At 47.0% G+C, this 24,840-nt stretch carries 19 protein-coding genes and 4 tRNA genes; 22 read left to right on the forward strand and 1 reads right to left on the reverse strand.

Translation table 11 applies throughout. The features are described from left to right. The first annotated feature begins 47 nt into the window (after positions 1 to 47). Entirely contained in the window at positions 48 to 536 is a 489-nt protein-coding gene (locus HZF10_RS13175; protein ID WP_176006685.1) for a 3'-5' exonuclease, read from the forward strand. Here HZF10_RS13175 and HZF10_RS13180 read toward each other — a convergent pair. Further along, entirely contained in the window at positions 525 to 1,724 is a 1,200-nt protein-coding gene (locus tag HZF10_RS13180; RefSeq protein WP_176006686.1) for a hypothetical protein, read from the reverse strand. The two genes, HZF10_RS13175 and HZF10_RS13180, sit on opposite strands and share 12 nt — an antisense overlap. 60 nt (positions 1,725 to 1,784) lie before the next feature. Here HZF10_RS13180 and HZF10_RS13185 point away from each other — a divergent pair, with 60 nt between their 5' ends. The 21 genes from HZF10_RS13185 to HZF10_RS13285 all read left to right on the forward strand — a co-directional run bounded on the left by HZF10_RS13185 (position 1,785) and on the right by HZF10_RS13285 (position 24,837). Beyond that, positions 1,785 to 2,003: a PspC domain-containing protein gene (locus HZF10_RS13185; RefSeq protein ID WP_176006687.1), complete on the forward strand. Its 219-nt coding sequence runs from the start codon at positions 1,785 to 1,787 to the stop codon at positions 2,001 to 2,003. A 38-nt stretch (positions 2,004 to 2,041) separates the two neighbouring features. Further along, complete coding sequence (locus HZF10_RS13190; RefSeq protein WP_176006688.1) at positions 2,042 to 2,911, forward strand: helix-hairpin-helix domain-containing protein; 870 nt, start codon at positions 2,042 to 2,044, stop codon at positions 2,909 to 2,911. 15 nt (positions 2,912 to 2,926) lie between these two features. Next, positions 2,927 to 4,066 carry an acyl-CoA dehydrogenase family protein gene (locus HZF10_RS13195; RefSeq protein WP_176006689.1) on the forward strand — a complete coding sequence of 380 codons (1,140 nt, stop codon included), beginning with the start codon at positions 2,927 to 2,929 and terminating at the stop codon, positions 4,064 to 4,066. A gap of 308 nt (positions 4,067 to 4,374) precedes the next feature. Next, a complete protein-coding gene (gene rpsU / locus HZF10_RS13200; protein ID WP_176006690.1) occupies positions 4,375 to 4,569 on the forward strand; it encodes a 30S ribosomal protein S21 in 195 nt (64 codons plus the stop codon). Between the two features lie 59 nt (positions 4,570 to 4,628). After that, positions 4,629 to 5,531, forward strand: a complete 903-nt coding sequence (locus tag HZF10_RS13205) for a tyrosine-type recombinase/integrase (protein ID WP_176006691.1) — start codon at positions 4,629 to 4,631, stop codon at positions 5,529 to 5,531. 24 nt (positions 5,532 to 5,555) lie between these two features. Then, complete coding sequence (gene hpf / locus HZF10_RS13210) at positions 5,556 to 5,858, forward strand: ribosome hibernation-promoting factor, HPF/YfiA family (protein WP_176006692.1); 303 nt, start codon at positions 5,556 to 5,558, stop codon at positions 5,856 to 5,858. Between the two features lie 90 nt (positions 5,859 to 5,948). Further along, positions 5,949 to 6,022: transfer RNA gene (locus HZF10_RS13215), tRNA-Thr, on the forward strand. Positions 6,023 to 6,089: 67 nt separating this feature from the next. Beyond that, positions 6,090 to 6,170 (forward strand) — tRNA-Tyr (locus tag HZF10_RS13220). 186 nt (positions 6,171 to 6,356) lie between these two features. Beyond that, positions 6,357 to 6,428 (forward strand) — tRNA-Thr (locus tag HZF10_RS13225). Positions 6,429 to 6,478: 50 nt separating this feature from the next. Continuing rightward, on the forward strand, positions 6,479 to 7,672 hold the full coding sequence (gene tuf / locus HZF10_RS13230; protein ID WP_176006693.1) for an elongation factor Tu: 1,194 nt from the start codon (positions 6,479 to 6,481) through the stop codon (positions 7,670 to 7,672). Between the two features lie 58 nt (positions 7,673 to 7,730). Then, positions 7,731 to 7,801 (forward strand) — tRNA-Trp (locus HZF10_RS13235). Between the two features lie 14 nt (positions 7,802 to 7,815). After that, positions 7,816 to 8,010 carry a preprotein translocase subunit SecE gene (gene secE / locus HZF10_RS13240; protein ID WP_176006694.1) on the forward strand — a complete coding sequence of 65 codons (195 nt, stop codon included), beginning with the start codon at positions 7,816 to 7,818 and terminating at the stop codon, positions 8,008 to 8,010. A gap of 11 nt (positions 8,011 to 8,021) precedes the next feature. Further along, positions 8,022 to 8,573, forward strand: a complete 552-nt coding sequence (nusG, locus tag HZF10_RS13245; RefSeq protein WP_176006695.1) for a transcription termination/antitermination protein NusG — start codon at positions 8,022 to 8,024, stop codon at positions 8,571 to 8,573. 66 nt (positions 8,574 to 8,639) lie between these two features. After that, complete coding sequence (gene rplK / locus HZF10_RS13250) at positions 8,640 to 9,077, forward strand: 50S ribosomal protein L11 (RefSeq protein WP_176006696.1); 438 nt, start codon at positions 8,640 to 8,642, stop codon at positions 9,075 to 9,077. A 14-nt stretch (positions 9,078 to 9,091) separates the two neighbouring features. After that, on the forward strand, positions 9,092 to 9,781 hold the full coding sequence (rplA, locus tag HZF10_RS13255; RefSeq protein WP_176006697.1) for a 50S ribosomal protein L1: 690 nt from the start codon (positions 9,092 to 9,094) through the stop codon (positions 9,779 to 9,781). A gap of 19 nt (positions 9,782 to 9,800) precedes the next feature. After that, entirely contained in the window at positions 9,801 to 10,316 is a 516-nt protein-coding gene (rplJ, locus tag HZF10_RS13260; RefSeq protein WP_176006698.1) for a 50S ribosomal protein L10, read from the forward strand. A gap of 68 nt (positions 10,317 to 10,384) precedes the next feature. Then, positions 10,385 to 10,765 (forward strand): 50S ribosomal protein L7/L12, encoded by a 381-nt coding sequence (gene rplL, locus HZF10_RS13265; RefSeq protein WP_176006699.1) that lies wholly within the window; start codon positions 10,385 to 10,387, stop codon positions 10,763 to 10,765. A gap of 269 nt (positions 10,766 to 11,034) precedes the next feature. Next, positions 11,035 to 14,847, forward strand: coding sequence for a DNA-directed RNA polymerase subunit beta (gene rpoB / locus HZF10_RS13270; RefSeq protein ID WP_176006700.1), 3,813 nt, complete (start codon positions 11,035 to 11,037; stop codon positions 14,845 to 14,847). A 93-nt stretch (positions 14,848 to 14,940) separates the two neighbouring features. Beyond that, on the forward strand, positions 14,941 to 19,248 hold the full coding sequence (gene rpoC, locus HZF10_RS13275; protein WP_176006701.1) for a DNA-directed RNA polymerase subunit beta': 4,308 nt from the start codon (positions 14,941 to 14,943) through the stop codon (positions 19,246 to 19,248). Between the two features lie 2 nt (positions 19,249 to 19,250). Continuing rightward, a complete protein-coding gene (locus HZF10_RS13280) occupies positions 19,251 to 19,565 on the forward strand; it encodes a DUF3467 domain-containing protein (protein ID WP_176006702.1) in 315 nt (104 codons plus the stop codon). Positions 19,566 to 19,878: 313 nt separating this feature from the next. Continuing rightward, positions 19,879 to 24,837 carry a MopE-related protein gene (locus tag HZF10_RS13285; RefSeq protein ID WP_176006703.1) on the forward strand — a complete coding sequence of 1,653 codons (4,959 nt, stop codon included), beginning with the start codon at positions 19,879 to 19,881 and terminating at the stop codon, positions 24,835 to 24,837. Positions 24,838 to 24,840: the final 3 nt, after the last annotated feature.

A 24,840-nucleotide genomic window follows, 5' to 3' on the forward strand; every position in this document is an offset into this window, starting at 1 on the left:
AGGTTTCCCAAATATAGCATTCGTATCTTGCGCGTCCAAACCCAGCCATGACCTTTACCGCCATAGACTTCGAAACCGCGACCGGATATTGCGAAAGCGCTTGTGCTGTCGGTATCGTTACGGTCAATGACGGCGTGATTGTAGACGAATTCCATACGTTGATCCAAACTCCGGATAACGAGTATTGGTATCGCAACATCATGGTGCACGGCATCAAACCAATCCAGATCGTAAATGCCAAGACGTTCGACGCGGTGTTTCCCGAAATCGGCAAACGTCTTTTCGGACGGACGATAGTGGTCCACAACGAGTCGTTCGACCGCAACGTACTCTTGAAGACGATGCGCTATTACGGTTTGTATTACGACGAGCTCGAAATTTCGGACAGGTGGGAATGCACGGCAAAAATCTATCGTGCCAAAGGATACAAGCCCGCCAATCTCAAGGCGTGCTCCGACCGTCACGGCATCGAACTCAATCACCACGAAGCGTTGTCGGATGCGCGAGCCTGTGCCAAACTCTATTTACTTCGCTGATTTTTTGTTCGGATAAACGCCGATCTTATGCGTCCTTAACTGATAGCTTTGGTTGGGCGAATTGAACGCCGTGTAAAACGTGATCGCTCGTGAATCCTGTTTCGGCATATGGCATTCCACACATTTCAATTCTAAATCTTCCTTTGAGGCAGAAGCCACCGTTTCTTTCGAATGGTTCGGATGAGCATGGCAACTAGAACAAATGCGAGAATAATACGACGGTTCTTTCGGAGCGTTTTCGTGGGCGTCGTGACAGGTCGTGCAATCCATGTTCGTGCTTTTGGTGAAGCACTTGCTTTGGGTGAGCATGCCGTGCTGGTTGCCGTGCACGTCAATTTCGGCATTCGGCAACGGACGATAATAATCATTGAGATTGTCGCCGGGTTTGAAGTCGAAACGCGATTTGAGTTTCATGCCGTCGCTTCCCGCATGGCAAATGGAACAGGCGTCGAGTTTTTGCTGCTTGCCCATCGACTTGAAACTCTTGATTTGCTGGGCGATTTTGACATCGGGGAATTTCTTGTGATAATCGACGTGTTTTTTGGCCGGCCCGTGACAACGTTCGCAGTCAATACCATATATGATGTTTTCTTTGTGGATGACATCCTCGACATCCATAGTAAATGCATTTTGCTGTTGCGAAGTCACTTTGGCGTCTACACTTCGAACGTTCGAACTGTGGCACGCGTAACAATCCTTGATCATTTTGCGGTCGAAGTTCGGATCTGTGGGCGAAAATCCCGGGCTTGTTCCCCAACCGTTAGCCGAACGGTAAAAGGAAACCGGAAGTTCGTATGTGTTCAGGTTATGCCAGTAGACGGCCGTTTGGGCGTTGCGTCCGCCAAATACGATGTCGAACGCGTGTTTTCTTTGGATCTCCCCGTCTTTTTTCCAAACCTGGTATAGACTGTCGCCCTGTTTTTCCATGGTAATCGTAGAATTCGGGCCGTAAACGAACGTATTTTGCCCCGATTCGAAGCTGCCGAGAACATTTTCGGCCGTAGCGGGCGCCGTCGCTTTCATGTGCGCGGTAACCATGGCCGAATGCGAAATGTCGCTATGGCATTCGACGCAGCTTTGCGCGCCCGCATAATCGGTACCTCTCGGGTCAATATACTGGGCGTCTTCGTTCTTGCACGAGACGAAGGCCAACATCAAAAGGAAAGTAAAAAATCTAAAGTTTTTCATCCTTGTAAATATATCCAAAAAACGTACTTTTAGAATGTGGAAAATCAAAAGACGCCCTTTGTGCTCAAATTGAAGTATTTCTTCGAGAAGTACGGTTTTCAGGTTTCGTCGCGCCTCGCGGATAAGCTCGGGATGCGCGCTACAAGCGTCCGATTGTTCTTCATCTATATTTCGTTCGTGACGGCCGGTCTTTGGTTCGGCGTCTATCTTACGCTCGCGTTCTGGATTCGGTTGAAAGACCTGATCCGCGCCAAACGCAGCTCTGTTTTCGATCTTTAGGAGTTTATCTATGCCATATAAATTTAATACACGCCAAAATGAAAACGTCTCTTCAAAACCTCCTCGGCTACACGAGGACACAACGCGTTGGCATCATTTCGCTAGCCTCGCTTATCGTTATTTTCCAAATTGCTTTTCGGGTAACTGATTTTCTTCTCAAACCCAAACCGATTCCTCAAGATCGCGAATGGCTCGCGTTGCAAAACGAAATCGATTCTCTGGCAAAGGAAAAAGAAGACCGAAAAACGAAAATCTATCCGTTCAATCCGAATTTCATCACCGATTACAAAGGATACAGGTTAGGAATGTCTGTTGCCGAAATCGATAGGTTGCTCGCATTCCGAAACAAGAATCTGTATGTGAATTCGGTCGAGGACTTCCAGAAAGTCACAGGTGTTTCCGATTCGTTGTTGGTTCGGATCGCGCCTTATTTCAAATTTCCGGATTGGGTAAATCGCAAGCATTCGAATGTCAAATACGATTTTCGGCAAACTCCCAAAAAAGAGATAAGCAAAACCGATATCAATAAAGCTTCAAAACAGGAATTGATGGCTGTGTTCGGAATTGGTAATGCATTGTCCGACCGCATAATCTTGCAAAGGGAGACGCTTGGCGGTTTTGTCGATATGTCGCAAATGAGACAGGTGTGGGGCTTATCGGACGAAGTGATCGAAAAGCTCAACGAGAGGTTTAAGGTCGCCGAAATTCCGACTTTGAGGAAGATCAATGTGAACGAAGCCTCTTTGCGCGAGCTGTCTGCTTTTCCGTATTTCAGGTACGCTTTGGCCAAGTCGATCGTCACGTACAGAAGCATGAACGGAAGAATCGTTAATTCTGATGATTTACTAAAAATTGACAACTTTCCTGTTGATAACGTAAAAATAATTAGCCTATATTTGGAATTCTAAAAAATACAACCAAATATGAATTACGATTTTATTGAAACCGAATCAATGATTGCCGAGTCCATCAGGGATTTTGCCGAGCAGCATATCCGCCCGCATATCATGGAGTGGGACGAGGCCCAGACGTTTCCTGTCGAGCTTTTCCACAAACTAGGGGAAATGGGCTACATGGGCGTTTTGGTTCCCGAAGAATTGGGAGGATCGGGATTGGGTTACCATGAATACATTACCGTTATTGAAGAAATATCGAAGGTCGATCCGTCTATAGGATTGTCGGTTGCGGCCCATAATTCGCTTTGCACGAACCACATTTTGACTTTCGGCAACGAGGAGCAGAAATTGAAATGGATTCCTAAACTCGCAAGCGGCCAATGGATAGGAGCATGGGGTTTGACAGAACACAACACCGGATCGGATGCAGGCGGAATGAACACCACTGCTGTACGCGATGGTGACCACTGGATTCTTAACGGAGCCAAAAACTTCATCACTCATGCCATTTCCGGTCAAATTGCGGTTGTAATCGCGCGTACCGGTGAAAAAGGCGATTCTAAAGGCATGACGGCATTCGTACTTGAAAAAGGCATGGCCGGATTCTCCTCAGGGAAAAAAGAAAATAAGCTAGGCATGCGTGCCAGCGAAACGGCCGAATTGATTTTCGACGGATGCCGCGTTCCCGATGCGAATCGTTTGGGCAATGTAGGCGAAGGATTTAAACAAGCAATGACGATTCTCGACGGAGGGCGTATTTCTATCGGTGCTTTGTCTTTGGGGATCGCGAAAGGCGCTTTCGAGGCTGCATTGAAATATTCGAAAGAAAGACAACAATTCGGAAAACCGATCAGCGAGTTCCAGGGCATTGCGTTCAAGCTTGCCGATATGGCTACGGAAATCGAAGCTTCGGAATTGTTGTTGCACAAGGCGGCTCACTTGAAAAACAACAAGAAGCCGGTGACGACCGCGGGCGCGATGGCAAAGATGTATTCGTCTGAAGTGTGTGTCAAAGTTTCGAACGACGCCGTGCAAATCCATGGCGGATATGGGTATACAAAAGATTTTCCGGTAGAGAAATTTTACCGCGATTCGAAATTGTGTACGATAGGAGAAGGGACGACCGAAATCCAGAAGTTGGTGATTTCGCGGAATCTTTTGAAGTGAGATAGTAAGTAATAGACAGATAGATAATAGACGGGGCTCGAATGAATCCCGTTTTTTTTGAAAGGCCGCTGTTTTGGAAATTTGATTTGTTTTGGAGCGGGATTGATTGGAGGTGCTTGGGTTCCGAGCGCAGTCGAGGAACCAAAAGGGTGGATCAGCCAACCCAAAACGACTATCTTCCCGCATAAGAATGTCTATTATCTATCCGTCTTTCATCTATTATCTCAAAAAAATCACCTCGCCTCTTGCTTCTTTCCTCTTTTTGAGTATCTTTGCCGCTCAAAATTTTAACGAAAGGAGGTGTCCACATGCTAATCATACCAATTAAAGACGGAGAAAACATTGATCGCGCGCTTAAGCGTTACAAGAGAAAATTTGACAAAACCGGAACTGTACGTCAGTTGCGTGCGCGTCAAGCTTTCGTAAAACCATCGGTATCACGCCGCATGCAAGTTCAAAAGGCGCAGTACATCCAGCACCTTAAGGACAGCCTCGAAAGCTAGTATATCCTTATTTAAGAACATAAGAACCGTTTGCCTATCTTTGGGCAAGCGGTTTTTTTATGCTTTCAAACCTACAGGCATTCGAGGAATATCTGCGTCGCGAAAAGAATTATTCGGCACATACGGTCACGGCTTACATGACCGACCTTGGTGCGTTTTCTTCTTTTGCCGATGCTGAATTTGACGATGCGAACATCGATTCGGTGGCTTACGGCCAAATTCGCGCATGGATCGTTTCTTTGGTAGAAGCGGGAATCGGCAATGCTTCGGTCAACCGCAAAATATCGTCGCTCAAGGCGTACTATAAATTCCTGCTCAAGACGAAGCAGATCGAAATCAATCCGTTGCTCAAGCACAAGTCGCTCAAAGCGCCCAAAAAACTTCAGGTGCCTTTTTCGGAGAATGAATTGGAAGCGGTTCTGAACCAAATCGAATATCCGCCGGGATTCGAGGGTTTGCGCGACAAACTCATCATCGATTTGTTTTATGCGACGGGTATGAGGCGCACGGAACTCATTCATTTAAAAGTGGCGAACATCGATTTGTCGGCCAATACGTTAAAGGTAATCGGGAAGCGAAATAAGGAGCGCATACTGCCTGTGTTGCCAATTATTTCACAACAATTCCGAGCCTATCTTTCGGAACGTTCGCAATTACAACACATTAAAGACAACGACCTGTTCTTCTTGTCGTTAAAAGGAGTTAAATTGACGGATTCTTTTGTTTATCGTCTTATAAATGGCTACTTTAGTACTGTGTCGGGCAAGGTAAAAAAGAGCCCTCACATCCTTCGGCATACGTTTGCGACCCATTTGCTTAACAACGGAGCCGACTTAAATTCAGTAAAGGAATTATTGGGACACTCCAGCTTGGCATCGACTCAGATTTACACCCACAGCAGCTTGGCTGAATTGAAACAGGTGTATGGGAATGCTCATCCTCGAGGCAAAGGTGATTCCTAAAGTTTAACCATAAAAATTTTGATTATGAAGGTAAATGTGCATGCAGTTAACTTTACTGTCGACAGAAAACTGGTGGATTTCATTCAGGAAAGAATGGATAAGTTGGAAAAATATTATGACAGAGTGGTTTCTTCGGATGTCTATTTGAAACTCGATAACGGAAGTGAAAAGGAGAACAAGATCGTAGAGATTAAAATTCATGTTCCCGGAGACGACTTCATAGTGAAGAAACAGTGTAAAAGTTTTGAGGAAGCGGCAGACTCATGCGCAGAATCGGCGGAGCGTTTACTGATGAAAAGGAAGGAAAAAATCAGGGCTCATATCTGATAAAAAATTTTTGAAAAATGTTTTGATTACCGATTTAAATGCTATACATTTGCAGTCCGTTAGAAATAGCGGGCTTTTTTTATGAATAATGCCGGTGTAGCTCAGCTGGCTAGAGCAGCTGATTTGTAATCAGCAGGTCGTGGGTTCGAGTCCCTCTATCGGCTCAAAAGAATGAAAAAGTTGTCAGTTTTTACTGATTTGTTCTTTAAGGTATTGAAATAAAAAAGGTTAGGGGAGATACTCAAGCGGCCAACGAGGACGGACTGTAAATCCGTTGAGCAATCTTCGCAGGTTCGAATCCTGCTCTCCCCACAAAATAAAAAGGGTTCTCCCTTGCGAATCAAGATTTTCATAAGTCAATTCGTAAAAGTCCTTAAAATCTAAACTACCGGTGTCTGCCGATAGTTTTTCGGTTTTCGCAAGAAAACCTAGATTCTAAAATTTGAACGTAAACAGCTTCCACTTGTTTGCGTTCAAAATTAGAGTTGAAAGAACCTTGCCGGTGTAGCTCAGGGGTAGAGTGCTTCCTTGGTAAGGAAGAGGTCACGGGTTCAAATCCCGTCATTGGCTCAATTTGAAATTTGAACACTAATATATAACTAAGATTAAAATCAAGTAAAATGGCAAAAGAGAATTTTAACCGTTCCAAGCCGCACCTTAACATTGGTACGATCGGTCACGTTGACCACGGAAAAACGACTTTGACTGCTGCTATCACTAAAGTTTTGGCAGAAGCTGGTTTTTCTAAAACTGCAGCTAAATCTTTCGATCAGATCGATAACGCTCCAGAAGAAAAAGAAAGAGGTATCACCATCAACACATCTCACGTAGAATACGAAACTGCTAACCGTCACTACGCTCACGTTGACTGTCCAGGTCACGCGGATTACGTTAAGAACATGGTTACAGGTGCTGCTCAGATGGACGGTGCTATCCTTGTAGTTGCTGCAACGGATGGTCCTATGCCACAAACTCGCGAGCACATCCTTTTGGGTCGTCAGGTAGGTATTCCTAGAATCGTTGTCTTCATGAACAAAGTGGACATGGTTGACGATGCTGAGCTTTTGGAGCTTGTTGAAATGGAAATCCGTGACCTATTGTCTTTCTATGAGTACGATGGAGATAACGGTCCAGTTATCCAAGGTTCTGCTCTAGGTGGATTGAACAACGATCCAAACTGGGTTCCTAAAATCCTTGAATTGATGGAGGCTGTTGACAACTGGATCGAAGAGCCGGTACGTGACAACGCTAAGCCTTTCCTTATGCCGGTAGAAGACGTGTTCACGATCACAGGTCGTGGAACTGTTGCTACAGGTCGTATCGAAACTGGTGTTGCTAACACAGGTGATGCAGTTGAAATCATCGGTATGGGTGCAGACAAATTGACTTCTACAATCACTGGAGTTGAGATGTTCCGTAAAATCCTTGACCGTGGAGAAGCTGGTGACAACGTAGGTCTATTGCTACGTGGTATCGATAAAGCTGACATCCGTCGCGGTATGGTTATCATCAAGCCAGGATCTGTTAAGCCACACGCTAAATTCAAAGCAGAGGTTTATATCTTGAAAAAAGAAGAAGGTGGTCGTCACACGCCATTCCATAACAACTACCGTCCACAGTTCTACGTACGTACAACTGACGTAACCGGAACTATCCAGTTGCCGACAGGAGTTGAGATGGTTATGCCAGGTGATAACTTGACTATCGAAGTTACTTTGTTGAGCCCAATCGCTTTGAGCGTAGGTCTTCGTTTCGCTATCCGTGAAGGTGGACGTACAGTTGGTGCAGGACAGGTTACTGAAATCCTTGACTAATTACAATTAGCAAATATAAAACCAGCAACACACCTTGATGTTGCTGGTTTTTAATCAAACGGGTGTAGTTCAAGGGTAGAATAGCGGTCTCCAAAACCGTTGATGGGGGTTCGAATCCCTCCACCCGTGCAAAAGACAAGAACATGAGTGTTTTTAAATATGTATCCGAATCGTTCGAGGAATTGAAATCGAACGTAACCTGGCCAGAGTGGGCAGAAGTTCAGAAGTACACGATTGTCGTGGCTGTGTTTTCTGTCGTATGTGCTTTGGCAACATGGGGTGTAGACGAGAGTTTCTCTAAGCTCATCGCATTTGTTTATAATTGGTTCAAAGGATAATTTCGCTCGCGATGACAGAAAGCAGTGTGAAAAAATGGTATGTGGTCCGCGCCGTGAGCGGTCAGGAAAACAAGGTTAAGAATTACATCGAAACCGAAATCAACCGTCTTGGTATGGGCGACCATATCTCTCAGGTATTGGTTCCGACCGAGAAAGTGGTGCAGGTTCGCGATGGTAAGAAAATCACCAAAGACCGCGTGTATTTTCCGGGGTATGTGATGATCGAAGCTAATCTTATCGGAGAAATCCCGCACATCATCAAATCCATTACTGGAGTTATCGGATTCTTGGGAGAAGTCAAAAACGGCGATCCTGTGCCTTTGCGTATTTCAGAAGTGAACCGCATGCTCGGGAAAGTCGATGAGCTTTCCGTCAAAACAGACGGACAGGCTATTCCGTTCAACGTCGGTGAGACTGTAAAAGTTATCGACGGTCCGTTCAACGGATTCAACGGAACGGTCGAGAAGATCAACGAAGAAAAGCGCAAGCTTGAGGTCATGGTCAAGATTTTCGGTCGTAAAACCCCGCTGGAGCTTAGCTTCATGCAGGTTGAAAAAGTATAATTTGTTACATTTTATATAATCACATCAATCGCTTCCAATTGATAGATGTGCTAAATTTTTTAAACAATGGCTAAAGAAGTTAGTAAAGTAGTTAAACTACAAGTTAAGGGAGGTGCTGCGAACCCGTCGCCACCGGTTGGACCTGCTTTGGGAGCTGCTGGGGTTAACATCATGGAGTTCTGTAAGCAGTTCAACGCTAGAACTCAGGATAAGCCCGGCAAAGTTTTACCGGTACAAATTACCGTGTACAAAGACAAATCGTTCGATTTCGTCGTAAAAACTCCTCCTGCTGCCGTTCAGTTAATGGACGCTGCGAAGCTTAAGTCTGGATCAGGTGAGCCTAATCGTAAGAAAGTGGCTAGCGTTACTTGGGAACAAATCAGAACTATCGCCGATGATAAAATGGCAGATTTGAATGCCTTTACCATCGAGAAAGCTATGAGCATGGTTGCCGGTACTGCAAGGTCAATGGGTATAACTGTAACTGGAGACGCTCCGTTCTAATTCAGGAAGAAGACATGGCAAAATTGACAAAGAAGCAAAAAGAAGCTGCTTTAAAAATCGAGAAAAACAAACTGTACTCTTTGAAAGATGCGTCTGCTTTGGTTAAAGCTATCGCTACTGCAAAATTCGATGAGTCTGTAGATATCGCTGTACGTCTTGGAGTTGATCCACGTAAAGCGAATCAGATGGTACGTGGGGTTGTAACGCTTCCGCACGGAACTGGTAAAGACGTTCGCGTTCTTGCGCTCGTTACTCCAGACAAAGAGGCTGAGGCCAAAGCTGCTGGTGCTGACCACGTAGGTTTGGACGACTACCTTCAAAAGATCAAAGACGGTTGGACAGATGTAGATGTTATCATCACTATGCCGGCTGTTATGGGTAAACTAGGACCGTTGGGACGCGTTTTGGGTCCACGTGGTTTGATGCCAAACCCTAAAACCGGAACCGTTACTATGGACGTGGCTAAAGCCGTAACCGAAGTAAAAGCCGGTAAGATCGACTTTAAAGTGGACAAGACAGGAATCGTTCACGCCGGAATCGGAAAAGTATCTTTCGAGGCCGACAAGATTACTGAAAACGCCCACGAAATCATCCAAACACTAATCAAACTGAAGCCGACTGCGGCCAAAGGAACTTACATCAAGAGCATCCACTTGTCTAGCACAATGAGCCCTGCGATTCCTTTGGATACCAAAGCTGTATAAGTAGTAAAGTTTTACAATCATGACTAGACAAGAAAAATCACAAGTTATCGAAGACTTGACTGCACAGTTGGCAGGAACCAATGTTGTCTATTTGACAGACATCTCGGGTCTTGACGCAGAAACGACTTCAAACTTAAGAAGATCTTGCTTTAAGGCAGGTATCAAGCTTGAAGTAGTGAAGAATACCTTGCTTGAGAAAGCGATGGAGGCTTCTGAATTCGATTACGGTCAACTACCGACCGTTCTCGCCGGAAACTCGGCCATCATGATCGCAGAGAACGGAAACGCTCCTGCAAAAGTGATCAAGGAATTCCGCAAGAAATCGGATAAGCCGCTTTTGAAAGGTGCTTTCATCCACCAGGCTGTCTTCATCGGAGACAACCAATTGGATGCGTTGATCGCCCTTAAATCGAAAGAGGAAGTTATCGGAGAAATCATCGGTCTTCTTCAATCTCCTGCCAAGAATGTTGTTTCTGCCCTTAAGTCGGGTGGCAGCACGATCGCAGGACTTGTTAAAACGTTGTCTGAGAGATAAGACAACCCCAGCCTTAGCGCACTATTTATAAATTATATTTTACGAACTATTTAAAAACGATAGAAAAAATGGCAGATTTGAAACAATTCGCAGAACAACTAGTTAACCTTACTGTAAAAGAAGTTAACGAACTTGCTACAATCCTTAAAGACGAGTACGGAATCGAGCCTGCAGCTGCTGCTGTAGTTGCTGCTGGTCCTGCTGCTGGTGCTGGTGACGGTGCTGCTGCTGAAGAGCAAACTGAATTCACTGTAGTATTGAAAGATGCTGGTGCATCTAAACTTGCTGTAGTTAAAGCGGTAAAAGAACTTACAGGTCTTGGATTGAAAGAAGCTAAAGATCTAGTAGACGCTGCTCCTGCAAACGTTAAAGAAGCAGTTTCTAAAGATGAGGCTGAAGGTTTGAAAAAATCTTTGGAAGAAGCTGGAGCTGTAGTTGAGCTTAAATAAGCCCAACCGCTTTATATAAGCTAGGTTTAGGCCTTGGGAAAAGCTCCCAAAGGCCTAAACCATTTTTCGTATAATGAATTTATGGACTGTTAAATAGTCTGGTAAGTTTAAAATCCGAAAAAGTTTTTGCCCGAATACGAAGAAAAAAGATGGATAAATCTGCTTTCGGTCCGTTTTTAAAGATGTATCGGGTCTAAAAAAAGAAAGTACTGAATACAGAGTGTTTTACACAAAAACTACTTTTTTTTAAATCAAAATTTTGTCTATTGATGATAACAAATCAGAATGAAAGATTGAATTTTGCCTCCACTAAGAACATCCCGGCATACCCGGATTTCCTCGATGTTCAGGTAAAATCTTTCAAGGACTTCTTCCAGCTGGAAACCAAATCCGATGAAAGAGGCAACGAAGGTCTCTACAACACTTTCATGGAAAACTTTCCGATCACTGATACCAGAAATCAGTTCGTATTGGAATTCCTCGATTATTTTGTCGACCCGCCGCGTTATAGCATTCAGGAATGTATTGAAAGAGGTCTGACGTACAGCGTGCCGTTAAAGGCTCGTCTCAAATTGTACTGTACAGATCCGGAACATGAAGATTTTGAAACGATAGTGCAGGATGTGTACCTCGGTACCATTCCATACATGACGCCAAGTGGTACTTTTGTTATCAATGGCGCCGAACGTGTAGTTGTATCGCAGCTTCACCGTTCGCCAGGCGTTTTCTTTGGGCAGTCTTTCCACGCCAACGGGACGAAATTGTACTCTGCAAGGGTCATTCCGTTCAAAGGTTCTTGGATCGAATTCGCTACAGACATCAACAACGTGATGTACGCCTATATCGACCGTAAAAAGAAATTGCCGGTTACGACGCTTTTCCGTGCCATCGGATTCGAGCGCGATAAGGACATCCTTGAGATCTTCGACCTTGCCGAAGAGATCAAAGTTTCCAAAACCGGACTTAAGAAATACATCGGCCGTAAACTTGCCGCAAGGGTTTTGAATACTTGGCACGAAGACTTCGTTGATGAAGATACGGGAGAAGTCGTATCGATCGAGCGTAACGAGATCATCTTGGATCGCGATACCATCATCGACAAAGACAACGTAGAAGAAATCATCGAAGCCAACGTGAAGTCTATCCTTTTGCACAAAGAGGATAACAACCAGGCAGATTACGCCATCATCCACAACACGCTTCAAAAAGACCCGACGAACTCGGAGAAAGAAGCCGTTGAGCACATCTACCGTCAATTGCGTAATGCAGAACCGCCTGATGAGGAAACAGCTCGCGGAATCATCGAGAAATTGTTCTTCTCAGACCAGCGTTACAACCTTGGTGAAGTAGGTCGCTACAGGATGAACAAAAAATTGAACCTTGATATTCCTATTGAAAAGCAGGTCTTGACGAAAGAGGATATCATCACCATAGTAAAATACCTGATCGAACTCATCAACTCTAAAGCAGAGATCGATGATATCGACCACTTGTCAAACCGTCGTGTCCGTACAGTTGGTGAGCAATTGTCCCAGCAATTCGGTGTTGGTTTGGCGCGTATGGCACGTACGATTCGTGAAAGAATGAACGTTCGTGACAACGAGGTATTTACACCGATCGATTTGATCAACGCGAAAACACTTTCGTCTGTTATCAACTCGTTCTTCGGAACCAACCAGTTGTCTCAGTTCATGGACCAGACGAACCCACTTGCAGAGATCACGCACAAGCGTCGTCTTTCCGCTCTTGGACCAGGCGGTCTTTCACGTGAGAGAGCAGGTTTCGAGGTTCGTGACGTTCACTATACGCACTACGGTCGTTTGTGTCCGATTGAAACTCCAGAAGGTCCAAACATTGGACTTATCTCTTCACTTTCGGTTTACGCCAAAGTAAACGGAATGGGCTTCATCGAGACGCCATACCGCGAAGTCGTAAACGGTAAAGTGGATTTGGCCGCAGAGCCGATCTATCTTTCTGCCGAAGAAGAAGAAGGAAAATTGATCGCCCAGGCGAACATCGAAATGGAAGATACAGGAAGCATCACTGCCGAGCGCGTTATTGCTCGTGAAGAAGGTGACTTCCCGGTTGTTGAACCGACTGTGATCCATTATACCGACGTTGCTCCTAACCAGATCGCATCGATTTCGGCTTCATTGATTCCATTCTTGGAGCACGATGATGCGAACCGTGCGTTGATGGGATCGAACATGATGCGCCAGGCCGTACCATTGTTGCGTCCTGAAGCTCCGATCGTAGGAACAGGTCTTGAAAGACAAGTCGCTTCTGACTCCCGCGTTTTGATCAACGCCGAAGGAGACGGAACCGTAGAATACGTTGATGCGAACATCATCACGATCAAGTACGACCGCACCGACGAGGAGCGCTCGGTTTCTTTCGATCCGGATGAGAAGACTTATCAACTCATCAAATTCCGCAAAACCAACCAAAGTACTTCGATCAACCTTAAGCCGATCGTCCGCAAAGGCGACCGCGTGAAATTGGGCCAAGTACTTTGCGAAGGCTATGCGACCCAAAACGGTGAGCTTGCTCTTGGCCGTAACCTTCAGGTGGCGTTCATGCCTTGGAAGGGTTACAACTTCGAGGATGCGATCGTAATTTCAGAGAAAGTAGTGCGTGACGACATCTTTACGTCTATCCACGTTGACGACTATTCTCTCGAAGTGCGCGACACCAAATTGGGTAACGAAGAATTGACGAACGACATCCCGAACGTTTCCGAAGAGGCTACGAAAGACCTTGACGAAAACGGTATGATCCGCATCGGAGCGGAAGTGAAGCCTGGCGATATCCTTATCGGGAAAATCACGCCTAAAGGTGAATCTGACCCGACTCCGGAAGAGAAACTTCTTCGTGCGATCTTCGGTGATAAAGCCGGTGACGTGAAAGATGCTTCATTGAAAGCTTCTCCGTCGTTGCACGGTGTCGTACTCGACAAGAAATTGTTCGCTCGTGCCATGAAAGACAAGCGCAAACGCACCAAAGACAAAGACGATTTGGGCGCGCTTGAAATGGAGTTCGAAGTGAAATTCGTAGAATTGAAAGACAAATTGGTCGACAAGTTGTTCAACATCGTGAACGGAAAAACGTCTCAAGGTGTCATGAACGATCTAGGCGAGGAAGTCCTTCCGAAAGGAAAGAAATACACGCTCAAGATGCTTCACGCCGTAGAAGATTTCGCTCACCTTTCTAAAGGTCAGTGGGTTGCAGACGACGAGACGAACAAGCTTGTGAACGATTTGATCCACAACTATAAGATCAAACTGAACGACTTGCAAGGTGCTTTGCGCCGTGAGAAATTCACGATTACCGTCGGTGACGAATTGCCTGCGGGAATTCTGAAACTCGCTAAAGTCTACATCGCCAAGAAACGTAAGTTGAAAGTGGGTGATAAGATGGCGGGACGTCACGGAAACAAAGGTATCGTGGCACGTATCGTTCGCGAAGAAGACATGCCGTTCCTTGAAGACGGAACTCCGGTAGATATCGTATTGAACCCGCTTGGTGTACCGTCGCGTATGAACATCGGTCAGATTTACGAAACCGTACTCGGATGGGCAGGTAAGAAATTGGGCAAGAAATTCGCAACGCCGATCTTCGACGGAGCGTCTCTCGACCAAATCAATGCCTTGACAGACGAAGCAGGTGTTCCAAGATTCGGACACACGTACCTGTACGACGGAGGAACCGGAGAGCGTTTCCACCAACCGGCGACAGTAGGTGTAATCTACATGCTGAAATTGGGTCACATGGTCGACGATAAGATGCACGCACGTTCTATCGGACCTTACTCATTGATTACGCAACAACCGCTTGGAGGTAAAGCGCAGTTCGGTGGTCAGCGTTTCGGAGAGATGGAGGTTTGGGCGCTCGAGGCGTACGGTGCGTCGTCTACATTGCGTGAAATCCTGACCGTGAAGTCGGATGACGTGATCGGACGTGCCAAAACTTACGAAGCTATCGTGAAAGGCGAGACCATGCCAGAGCCTGGATTGCCTGAATCGTTCAACGTATTGATGCACGAGCTTAAAGGTCTCGGACTCGATATCCGTTTGGAAGAATAACAGTCTACATATCGAACGGTAGCCAAAACTGCCGTTCGAATTTGACTTTTTGACTTTCAGCAACTTTCAATTTAAAGATCAGTTATTATGACAATGAATAACAGAAACAATAATAAAGACAAAAACCAAATCAAAAGGTTCGATAAAATCTCTATCGGTCTTGCTTCGCCGGAATCTATCCTGGCCGAGTCAAGAGGAGAGGTTTTGAAGCCTGAGACCATCAACTACCGTACGCATAAGCCGGAACGCGATGGTTTGTTCTGCGAGCGTATTTTCGGACCTGTGAAAGACTTCGAATGTGCCTGCGGTAAGTACAAACGCATCCGTTACAAAGGAATCGTGTGCGACCGTTGTGGTGTCGAAGTTACCGAGAAGAAAGTACGTCGCGACAGAGTGGGTCACATCAACCTCGTCGTGCCGATCGCTCACATCTGGTACTTCCGTTCGCTTCCGAACAAAATCGGTTATATCCTTGGTCTTCCGTCAAAGAAGTTGGATATGATCATCTATTACGAGCGTTACGTCGTGATCCAAGCCGGTATCGCGAAACATCCTGATGGAGAAACGCTTTCGAAACTTGACTTCCTTACAGAAGAAGAATACCTGAACATCCTCGATACGCTTCCAGCCGATAACCAGTATTTGGACGACAACGATCCAAACAAGTTCATCGCGAAAATGGGTGCAGAATGTATCATGGATTTGCTGGCCCGCACCGATCTTGACGCACTTTCATACGAATTACGCCACTCGGCTAACAACGAGACTTCTAAGCAACGTAAAACGGAGGCGTTGAAGCGTCTTCAGGTTGTGGAATCGTTCCGCGAGGCTAACGAAAACCGCGAAAACCGTCCGGAGTGGATGATCATGAAGGTCGTTCCGGTGATCCCGCCAGAATTGCGTCCGTTGGTGCCGCTTGATGGTGGTCGTTTCGCGACTTCCGATTTGAACGATTTGTACCGTCGCGTGATCATCCGTAACAACCGTCTGAAGCGTCTGATGGAGATCAAAGCTCCAGAAGTGATCTTGCGTAACGAGAAGCGTATGTTGCAGGAATCTGTGGATTCACTTTTCGACAACACACGTAAAGCTTCGGCTGTTAAGACAGAATCGAACCGTCCGTTGAAATCCCTTTCGGATTCCTTGAAAGGTAAACAAGGTCGTTTCCGTCAGAACTTGCTTGGTAAACGTGTGGATTATTCTGCACGTTCGGTAATCGTCGTCGGACCAGAATTGAAATTGTACGAGTGCGGTCTTCCGAAAGACATGGCTGCCGAATTGTACAAGCCATTCGTGATCCGCAAGCTTATCGAAAGAGGAATCGTGAAAACGGTTAAATCTGCGAAAAAAATCATCGACAAGAAAGAGCCGGTAGTTTGGGATATATTGGAAAACGTGATCAAAGGTCACCCAGTGCTCCTGAACCGTGCCCCAACTCTTCACCGTTTGGGAATCCAGGCGTTCCAGCCAAAACTTATCGAAGGTAAAGCGATCCAGCTTCACCCGTTGGTCTGTACGGCTTTCAACGCGGATTTCGACGGTGACCAGATGGCGGTGCACTTGCCGCTAGGACCGGAAGCGATCCTTGAAGCGCAATTGTTGATGCTTGCGTCACACAACATCTTGAACCCTGCGAACGGTGCTCCTATCACCGTACCTTCTCAAGACATGGTTCTTGGTCTTTACTACATGACCAAAGAGCGTTTGTCTACTCCGGAATTGAAAATTTTGGGTGAAGGTCTGACGTTCTATTCTGCCGAAGAAGTGAACATCGCCTTGAACGAAGGCCGTTTGGAATTGAACGCACGTGTCAAAATCCGCGCGAAAGATTTCAACGAAGCAGGCGAATTGGTTTGGAAAATCATCCAGACTACTGCGGGACGTGTCCTCTTTAACGAGGTTGTTCCCGAAGAAGCCGGATATATCAACGAGGTATTGACCAAGAAGTCATTGCGCGACATCATCGGAAAAATTCTTTCGGTGACCAATGTTCCGACAACTGCGGCTTTCCTTGACAATATGAAGGATATGGGTTACAAATTCGCATTCCGCGGCGGATTGTCGTTCTCTTTGGGCGATATCATCATCCCGGAGCGCAAACAGGAACTCATCTCCGATGCCAACGAGCAAGTTGAAGGCATCACCATGAACTACAACATGGGTCTTATCACGAACAACGAGCGTTACAACCAGGTTATCGACGTTTGGACTTCTACGAACGCATTGCTTACAGAGCTTGCGATGAAGAACATCCGCGAAGACCAGCAAGGGTTCAACTCGGTGTACATGATGCTTGACTCCGGGGCGCGTGGATCTAAAGAACAGATCCGTCAGCTTACCGGTATGCGTGGTTTGATGGCAAAACCTAAAAAATCGACTGCCGGCGGTGGTGAAATTATCGAGAACCCGATCCTTTCAAACTTTAAGGAAGGTCTTTCGATCCTCGAATACTTCATCTCGACGCACGGTGCTCGTAAAGGTCTTGCGGATACGGCTTTGAAAACGGCCGATGCGGGTTACCTTACCCGTCGTCTGCACGACGTTTCACAAGACGTTATCGTAAATCAGGTAGATTGCGGTACGTTGCGTGGAGTAGAAGTGACCGCTTTGAAGAAAAACGAGGAAGTCGTTGAAACTTTGGGTGAAAGAATCCTAGGACGCGTTGCGCTTCAGGATGTCGTGAACCCGTTGAACAATGAAATCCTTGTTCATGCAGGAGAGCAGATTACCGAGGCGATCATGCGCAACATCGAGGAGTCTCCGGTAGAAGCCGTAGAGGTTCGTTCGCCGTTGACCTGTGAGTCACACAAAGGTATCTGCGCGAAATGCTACGGACGTAACCTTGCAACAGGTCGTATGACCCAAAAAGGTGAAGCTGTTGGTGTAATCGCCGCACAGTCGATCGGTGAGCCGGGAACTCAGTTGACACTTCGTACGTTCCACGTTGGTGGTACTGCGGGTAACATCTCTGAGGAATCGAGCATCGTGACCAAGTTCGCGGGACGCATCGAAATGGAAGACCTCAAAACGGTTAAAGGAGAAGACAGCGAAGGAAACACAGTTGATATCGTCATCTCTCGTTCTACCGAATTGAAATTGGTCGACCTTTCCACAGGTATCGTATTGAACACACATAACATTCCTTACGGATCGAGCATCTTTGTAAAAGACGGTGACACTGTCGAAAAAGGTACGATTATCTGTAAATGGGATCCATATAACGGGGTTATCATCTCTGAGTTTACCGGTAAAGTAGCTTACGAAGATCTTGAGCAAGGACAATCGTTCCAGGTCGAGATCGATGAGCAGACTGGTTTCCAGGAGAAAGTAATCTCTGAAGGACGTAACAAAAAGCTCATCCCGACGCTTTTGATCTACGGAAAAGACGGAGAATTGATCCGCTCTTACAACTTGCCGGTCGGCGCTCACCTTATGGTAGACGACGGCGAGAAGATCAAGGCCGGTAAAATCCTCGTGAAGATCCCACGTCGTTCGTCTAAAGCGGGCGATATCACCGGAGGTCTTCCGCGTATTACCGAGCTTCTTGAGGCGCGTAACCCATCGAACCCGGCTGTCGTTTCAGAAATCGACGGTGTGGTATCGTTCGGTAAGATCAAACGTGGTAACCGCGAGATCGTGATTGAGTCGAAATTCGGTGAAATCCGTAAGTACTTGGTGAAACTTTCGAATCAGATCTTGGTTCAGGAGAACGACTTCGTAAAAGCGGGTATGCCACTTTCTGACGGAGCGATCACGCCGGAAGACATCTTGAGAATCCAAGGACCGTCTGCCGTTCAGCAGTACTTGGTGAACGAGATCCAAGAGGTTTACCGTTTGCAAGGGGTTAAGATCAACGACAAGCACTTTGAGGTGGTCATCCGTCAGATGATGCGCAAAGTACAGGTCCAAGATCCGGGAGATACGTTGTTCCTCGAAGATCAATTGATCCACACCAAAGACTTCATCATCGAGAACGACAAGCTCTACGGAATGAAAGTAGTTGAGGATGCAGGCGATTCAGACAACTTGAAACCAGGCCAGATCGTAAGCCCGCGCGACCTTCGCGATGAAAACTCATTGTTGAAGCGCAACGACAAGAATCTTGTTGTGGCCCGCGACGTCATCACCGCTACGGCTACGCCGATCCTTCAAGGTATCACGCGTGCGTCGTTGCAGACCAAATCGTTCATCTCGGCGGCATCGTTCCAGGAAACGACCAAAGTATTGAACGAGGCTGCGGTTGCCGGAAAAGTGGATTCACTAGAAGGCTTGAAGGAGAATGTGATCGTTGGTCACAGAATCCCTGCCGGAACCGGTATGCGCGAGTACGACAACACGATTGTAGGTTCGAAAGAAGACTACAACGAGATGATGGCTAACAAAGAAGAATACAACTATTAATCATGTCTGATAATAATAATCAACAGCAAGGACAAATCAACATCGAGCTCGATGAGGCGACGGCACAGGGAATTTATTCCAATCTGGCCATCATCAACCATTCGGCTTCAGAATTTGTCGTAGATTATGTTTGTATCATGCCGGGTACGCCAAAGGCAAAAGTCAAGTCAAGGATTATCCTCACGCCTCAACACGCCAAGAGACTGCTCAAGGCTTTGGGAGAGAATATCCATCGTTTTGAACAGGCCCACGGCGAAATAAAAGAGTTTGAACAAGCGCCGCTACCGTTGAATTTCGGTCCGACGGGACAGGCATAAGCAAACAAAAGAATGTGAAAAAGGCTGCAAGAAATTGCGGCCTTTTTTATTTGAATCTTCCTACAAATCAAATACTTACTGCTTTTGAATCGCTAAAAAATACGCCAATTCCTTCCGCTTTTTTCAACACGAAAACGATATAGTTGGGTGAGGTTGAAATTTTTTTGCCAATGAATTGTTAATTTATCTACTTTAGCTTCCGCAAACTGTCACCTGAAGTATTCTGTTAATACGGCATATGCCCTATTTTCAACCGCTGCCAACGGAGATAGCTTTGAGGTCCAGTCTGCACAATTAATTTAACCAAACTAATATGGATAAACTTTTACTTCCAATCAATCGATTGTTGTTTGCCGCGCTCCTGTTTATGGGGCTTACAGGCTTTGCACAATCGGCTGGCTTCAACACGTCCTACATCGTGTTGAGCATCAACGGCGGAGCAAATGCCTACTACGATTTGCAGGCCGCTACCACTAACCCCGATTTTAACAATGCCAACCTAGGCACTTTTTGCCAAGGCTCGACCGGTATCGTTTTTAAAGGAGGTGAGCACAACATTTATAAGTGTGGAGGCTGCGACCTTACCAGCACACGCATTTACTACCGTATTTACCAAGGGACGCCTTCAGGGAGTTTTGTCAGTAACACGCTGCCGTATTCCTTTTCCTTCGGACCAAGTAACGGTTGCGGAGGGCAGGACCAGCGATGGAGCAACACCGGTTTCAATACCAATTTGCTCAGTGGGCTCGCTCCAGGAAACTACACGCTCGAGGTGTATTCCGACGCGTCTATAACTTGTTCAGGTGGAACAGCCTACGCAAGCAACGGCGGTGCCAATTACAAAGCGACATTTACCGTAAACGCGAACGTGACCTATTACGCCGATAACGACGGTGACGGTTACGGAAATCCTGCGGTAAGCCAAGTGAGCTGTACAGGTGTGCCGGGCGGATACGTGGCCAACAATACAGACTGTAACGACAACAATGGCGCAATCTATGTGTCAAGTGCCATTTACGTTGATGCCGATGCCGACAACTACGACGACGGTTCAATCGTGACCTGTCACGGAGCGACCGAGCCTAACGGTTTCTCATTCATTACCAACGGACATGACTGTAACGACGCGAACGCAGCGGTTTACCAAAGCAATACGTTGTATGTAGATTCCGATAATGATACTTATACCAACGGATCGCAAGTCGTGTGTTACGGCGCCACTATTCCTGCCGGATTCAGGGCGAGCCAGAACGGTTCCGACTGTAATGACAACGACGCGTCCGTCCATCAAAGCGGATTGCTTTACATAGACGAAGACGGAGACGGTTTTAACAACGGATTCTCCGAAGTAGTCTGTTACGGCTCTCAGGTTCCCGACGGTTACACCGATCAGGATATCGACATCGACTGCGACGACAACTACATCATTTATGTTGATGCCGATGACGACGGATTCGGTTCCGATACGTATGCGTCTTGCGACGGTGTAGAAAACAGCGACGATTGTGACGATTCGAACGCGTCAATAGGAGCTGGAGGCATCACCTATTATGCAGATGCCGACGGAGACGGTTTCGGAAACCCGGCCGTAACCACTTTGGGTTGTACGACTCCTGCGGGCTACGTGTCCAACAATACAGATTGCAACGACAACCAATTGCGTTATACTGATGTAGACGGAGACGGATTCGGTTCCGATACTTTGGTTGCTTGCGGAGGTGTGACCAATTCAGACGACTGTAACGACAACCAATTGCGCTATACAGACGTAGACGGTGACGGATTCGGTTCCGACACGCTTACCGCTTGCGGAGGCGTGACCAATACAGACGACTGCAACGACAGCCAATTGCGTTATACAGATGTAGACGGAGACGGATTCGGTTCCGACACTTTGGTAGCTTGCGGAGGTGTGACCAACACAGACGACTGCAACGACAACCAACTGCGTTATACCGATGTTGATGCGGACGGATTCGGTTCGGATACGTATATCGCTTGCGGTGGCGTAACGAATTCAGACGACTGCAACGACAACCAATTGCAATATGCCGATGCCGACAACGACGGATTCGGTAACGACACCTTGGTAGCTTGCGGGGTTGCGAACAGCGACGATTGCAACGACAATCAGGTGCAATATGCCGATAATGACAACGACGGATTCGGTTCTACGACCCAAGTCGCTTGCGGAGTAACGAACAACTCAGATTGCAATGACAACCAGCTTCAATACCAGGATTTGGATAATGACGGTTTCGGTTCTTTGGTAACCGTAGCTTGTGGCGTGACCAACAATTCTGATTGCGATGACAATCAACTTCAATACGAAGATCTCGATAGCGACGGATTTGGTTCAGACGTTAAGGTTGCCTGTGGCGTAACGAATTCAGACGACTGCAACGATAACCAATTGCAATATGCCGATGCCGACAACGACGGATTCGGAGGCGATACATTGGCAGGTTGCGGTGTGACAAATTCAGACGACTGTAACGACAACCAATTGCAATATGCCGATAACGACGGCGACGGATTCGGTGGCGATACGCTGGTAGCTTGTGGACTCGTTAACAGCGACGACTGCAATGACAACGAATTGCAATATGCCGACAATGACGGCGACGGATTCGGTTCTACGACTCAAGTTGCGTGCGGCGTGACCAATACTTCCGACTGCGACGACAACCAACTTCAATACGAAGATCTCGATGGAGACGGATTCGGTTCTGACGTTACCGTTGCTTGTGGTGTAACCAACGATTCAGATTGCGACGACAGCCAGCTTCAATACGAAGATCTGGACGGCGACGGATTCGGTTCTACGACTCAAGTGGCTTGCGGCGTGGCCAACAACTCCGATTGCAACGACAACCAATTGCAATATGCCGACGCCGACAACGACGGATTCGGTGGCGATACTTTGGTGGCTTGTGGCGTAATCAATAGCGACGATTGCAACGACAACCAACTTCAATACGAAGATTTGGACGGCGACGGATTCGGTTCGTCAGTTACCGTTGCCTGCGGCGTAACCAACAATTCAGATTGCGACGACAACCAATTGCAATATGCCGATGCTGACGCCGACGGATTCGGTGGCGATACTTTGGTAGCTTGCGGTGTAACGAATTCAGACGATTGCGACGACAACCAATTGCAGTACGCCGATGCTGACAACGACGGATTCGGCGGCGATACATTGGTGGCTTGTGGCATCGACAACAGCGACGATTGCGACGATAACCAGTTGCAGTATGCCGATAACGACGGCGACGGATTCGGTGGTAATACACCTGTGGCCTGCGGCGTTTCAAACAACGACGACTGCGACGACAACCAGCTTCAATACGAAGACCTCGACGGCGACGGATTCGGTTCTTCTGTGACCGTTGCTTGTGGCGTAACGAATTCAGACGACTGCAACGACAACCAATTGCAGTATGCCGATAACGACGGCGACGGATTCGGTGGTGATGTAACTGTTGCGTGCGGTGTTTCCAACAGCGATGACTGCAACGACAACGAATTGCAATATGCCGACAACGACAACGACGGTCTCGGATCGGATACTTTGGCAGCTTGTGGCGTAACGAACAACGACGATTGCGACGACAACGACGCTACGAACGCGACCATGCTTACGTACTATGCGGATGCAGACGGAGACGGTTTCGGAAATGCAGCTGTGTCGGTTGTGGCTTGTTCGCAACCAGGTGGATATGTTTTGAACAACACCGATTGTAACGACAACAACGCGAACGCATTCCAAAGCGCGAGCCTTTTTGTTGACGCTGATAATGACGGATACAACAACGGTACTTCGGCGACGGTTTGCTACGGCAATACGATTCCGGCCGGATACACGGTTTCAAACATCGGTTTGGATTGTAACGATGCGAACGCCAATGTTTATCAAAGCGCATCGCTTTACGTAGACTTTGACGGAGACGGTTACAACAACGGAACGACGGAGGTCGTATGTTACGGTGCTGTGATTCCGTTCGGATATACATTGACAGACGGCGGATTGGATTGCGACGATGCATTGGCTTCGGTACATCCGGGAGCTCAAGAAGTTCTTGCAAACGGAATCGACGACAACTGTAACGGCCAAACCGATGAAGGCGGACCTCAAGTGTTCTCTCAAGTTCTCGAAGGGCAATGTGGCATGACGCTGGCTTCGATCAGTACTTTGATCGGTGCTGTGAGCAAATCGCATGTGACGGCTTATCGTTTCCGCATCACGAATTTGACGACAAATCAAGTCCAGACAACTGTTAGGACTGCACCACACTTCCAGCTGACCTCATTGGCATCTTACGATTATGCGACGACGTACGCTATTGATGTGGAGCTTCAGATCAGCGGAAACTGGGTCGGAAGTTATGGCGCGCCTTGTCAGGTGTCAACACCGGCTATCCTTGATGAGGGTGGAGCGGCTTCTGTTACGCCATCCCAATGCGGCATCACTTTGCCAAGCTTGAGTACCTTGATCGCCACGACGAGCCTTCCTGGTGTTACCGGATACAGGTTCCGCGTCACCAATACGCTTACGAACCAAGTCCAGGTCATCGACAGAAACCTTCACTGGTTCTCGTTGACGATGCTCAACTCGTTCAATTACGGGATTACATATTCGATAGAAGTAGCGGTCAAGACAAACGGTTCTTTCTCGGGTTACGGATCGCCGTGTTTCGTGAGCTCGCCAGATGTTCCTACGCTGGCTAACTGTGATTTCGTGGCGCCAAGTCCGTTTACGAATATTCCGACCTATAGTTTGAACCGCGTGACCACATATCGTTTCGAAATCACGAATCTTTCAGACTTTACGACGGTAGTGATCGACCGCCAACATTACTGGTTCACATTCTACAATGTTCCGAACTATGTGCCGGGACAGCAATATGCAGTCCGCGTGGCTTTGATGACTTCAGGTTCTTGGAGTCCGTACGGAGAAGCTTGTCTTGCGACGGCTCCTGGAGCTGCAAGAGGAATTATAAAAGAGGAAACTCAGCCGGAAATTACGTTCAGGGCTGTAGTTTACCCGAACCCGTATTCAGAAAGTTTCGCGCTTGACATGGACACGTCAGGCGAGAGCGATGTGAAAGTGAAAGTGTACGACATGATCGGAAAGCTTATCGAAGAACGCGAATTCTCTATCGATCAGATCGAGATGCAGCAGTTCGGGGAACGCTATCCGTCGGGAGTTTATAACATGATTGTAACCCAAGGAGAGTTCGTCAAAACGCTAAGGGTAATCAAAAGATAAAGT

The organism is Flavobacterium agri (assembly GCF_013401995.1).
In the GTDB taxonomy this organism is placed as follows: Bacteria; Bacteroidota; Bacteroidia; order Flavobacteriales; family Flavobacteriaceae; genus Flavobacterium; species Flavobacterium agri.

Bases quoted from the DNA above. Each gene is read 5' to 3' on its own strand.
- HZF10_RS13175 (WP_176006685.1), top strand. From the start codon at position 48: ATGACCTTTACCGCCATAGACTTCGAAACCGCGACCGGATATTGCGAA.
- HZF10_RS13180 (WP_176006686.1), bottom strand. From the start codon at position 1,724: ATGAAAAACTTTAGATTTTTTACTTTCCTTTTGATGTTGGCCTTCGTC.
- HZF10_RS13190 (WP_176006688.1), top strand. From the start codon at position 2,042: ATGAAAACGTCTCTTCAAAACCTCCTCGGCTACACGAGGACACAACGC.
- HZF10_RS13195 (WP_176006689.1), top strand. From the start codon at position 2,927: ATGAATTACGATTTTATTGAAACCGAATCAATGATTGCCGAGTCCATC.
- rpsU (WP_176006690.1), top strand. From the start codon at position 4,375: ATGCTAATCATACCAATTAAAGACGGAGAAAACATTGATCGCGCGCTT.
- HZF10_RS13205 (WP_176006691.1), top strand. From the start codon at position 4,629: ATGCTTTCAAACCTACAGGCATTCGAGGAATATCTGCGTCGCGAAAAG.
- hpf (WP_176006692.1), top strand. From the start codon at position 5,556: ATGAAGGTAAATGTGCATGCAGTTAACTTTACTGTCGACAGAAAACTG.
- tuf (WP_176006693.1), top strand. From the start codon at position 6,479: ATGGCAAAAGAGAATTTTAACCGTTCCAAGCCGCACCTTAACATTGGT.
- secE (WP_176006694.1), top strand. From the start codon at position 7,816: ATGAGTGTTTTTAAATATGTATCCGAATCGTTCGAGGAATTGAAATCG.
- nusG (WP_176006695.1), top strand. From the start codon at position 8,022: ATGACAGAAAGCAGTGTGAAAAAATGGTATGTGGTCCGCGCCGTGAGC.
- rplK (WP_176006696.1), top strand. From the start codon at position 8,640: ATGGCTAAAGAAGTTAGTAAAGTAGTTAAACTACAAGTTAAGGGAGGT.
- rplA (WP_176006697.1), top strand. From the start codon at position 9,092: ATGGCAAAATTGACAAAGAAGCAAAAAGAAGCTGCTTTAAAAATCGAG.
- rplJ (WP_176006698.1), top strand. From the start codon at position 9,801: ATGACTAGACAAGAAAAATCACAAGTTATCGAAGACTTGACTGCACAG.
- rplL (WP_176006699.1), top strand. From the start codon at position 10,385: ATGGCAGATTTGAAACAATTCGCAGAACAACTAGTTAACCTTACTGTA.
- rpoB (WP_176006700.1), top strand. From the start codon at position 11,035: ATGATAACAAATCAGAATGAAAGATTGAATTTTGCCTCCACTAAGAAC.
- rpoC (WP_176006701.1), top strand. From the start codon at position 14,941: ATGAATAACAGAAACAATAATAAAGACAAAAACCAAATCAAAAGGTTC.
- HZF10_RS13280 (WP_176006702.1), top strand. From the start codon at position 19,251: ATGTCTGATAATAATAATCAACAGCAAGGACAAATCAACATCGAGCTC.
- HZF10_RS13285 (WP_176006703.1), top strand. From the start codon at position 19,879: ATGGATAAACTTTTACTTCCAATCAATCGATTGTTGTTTGCCGCGCTC.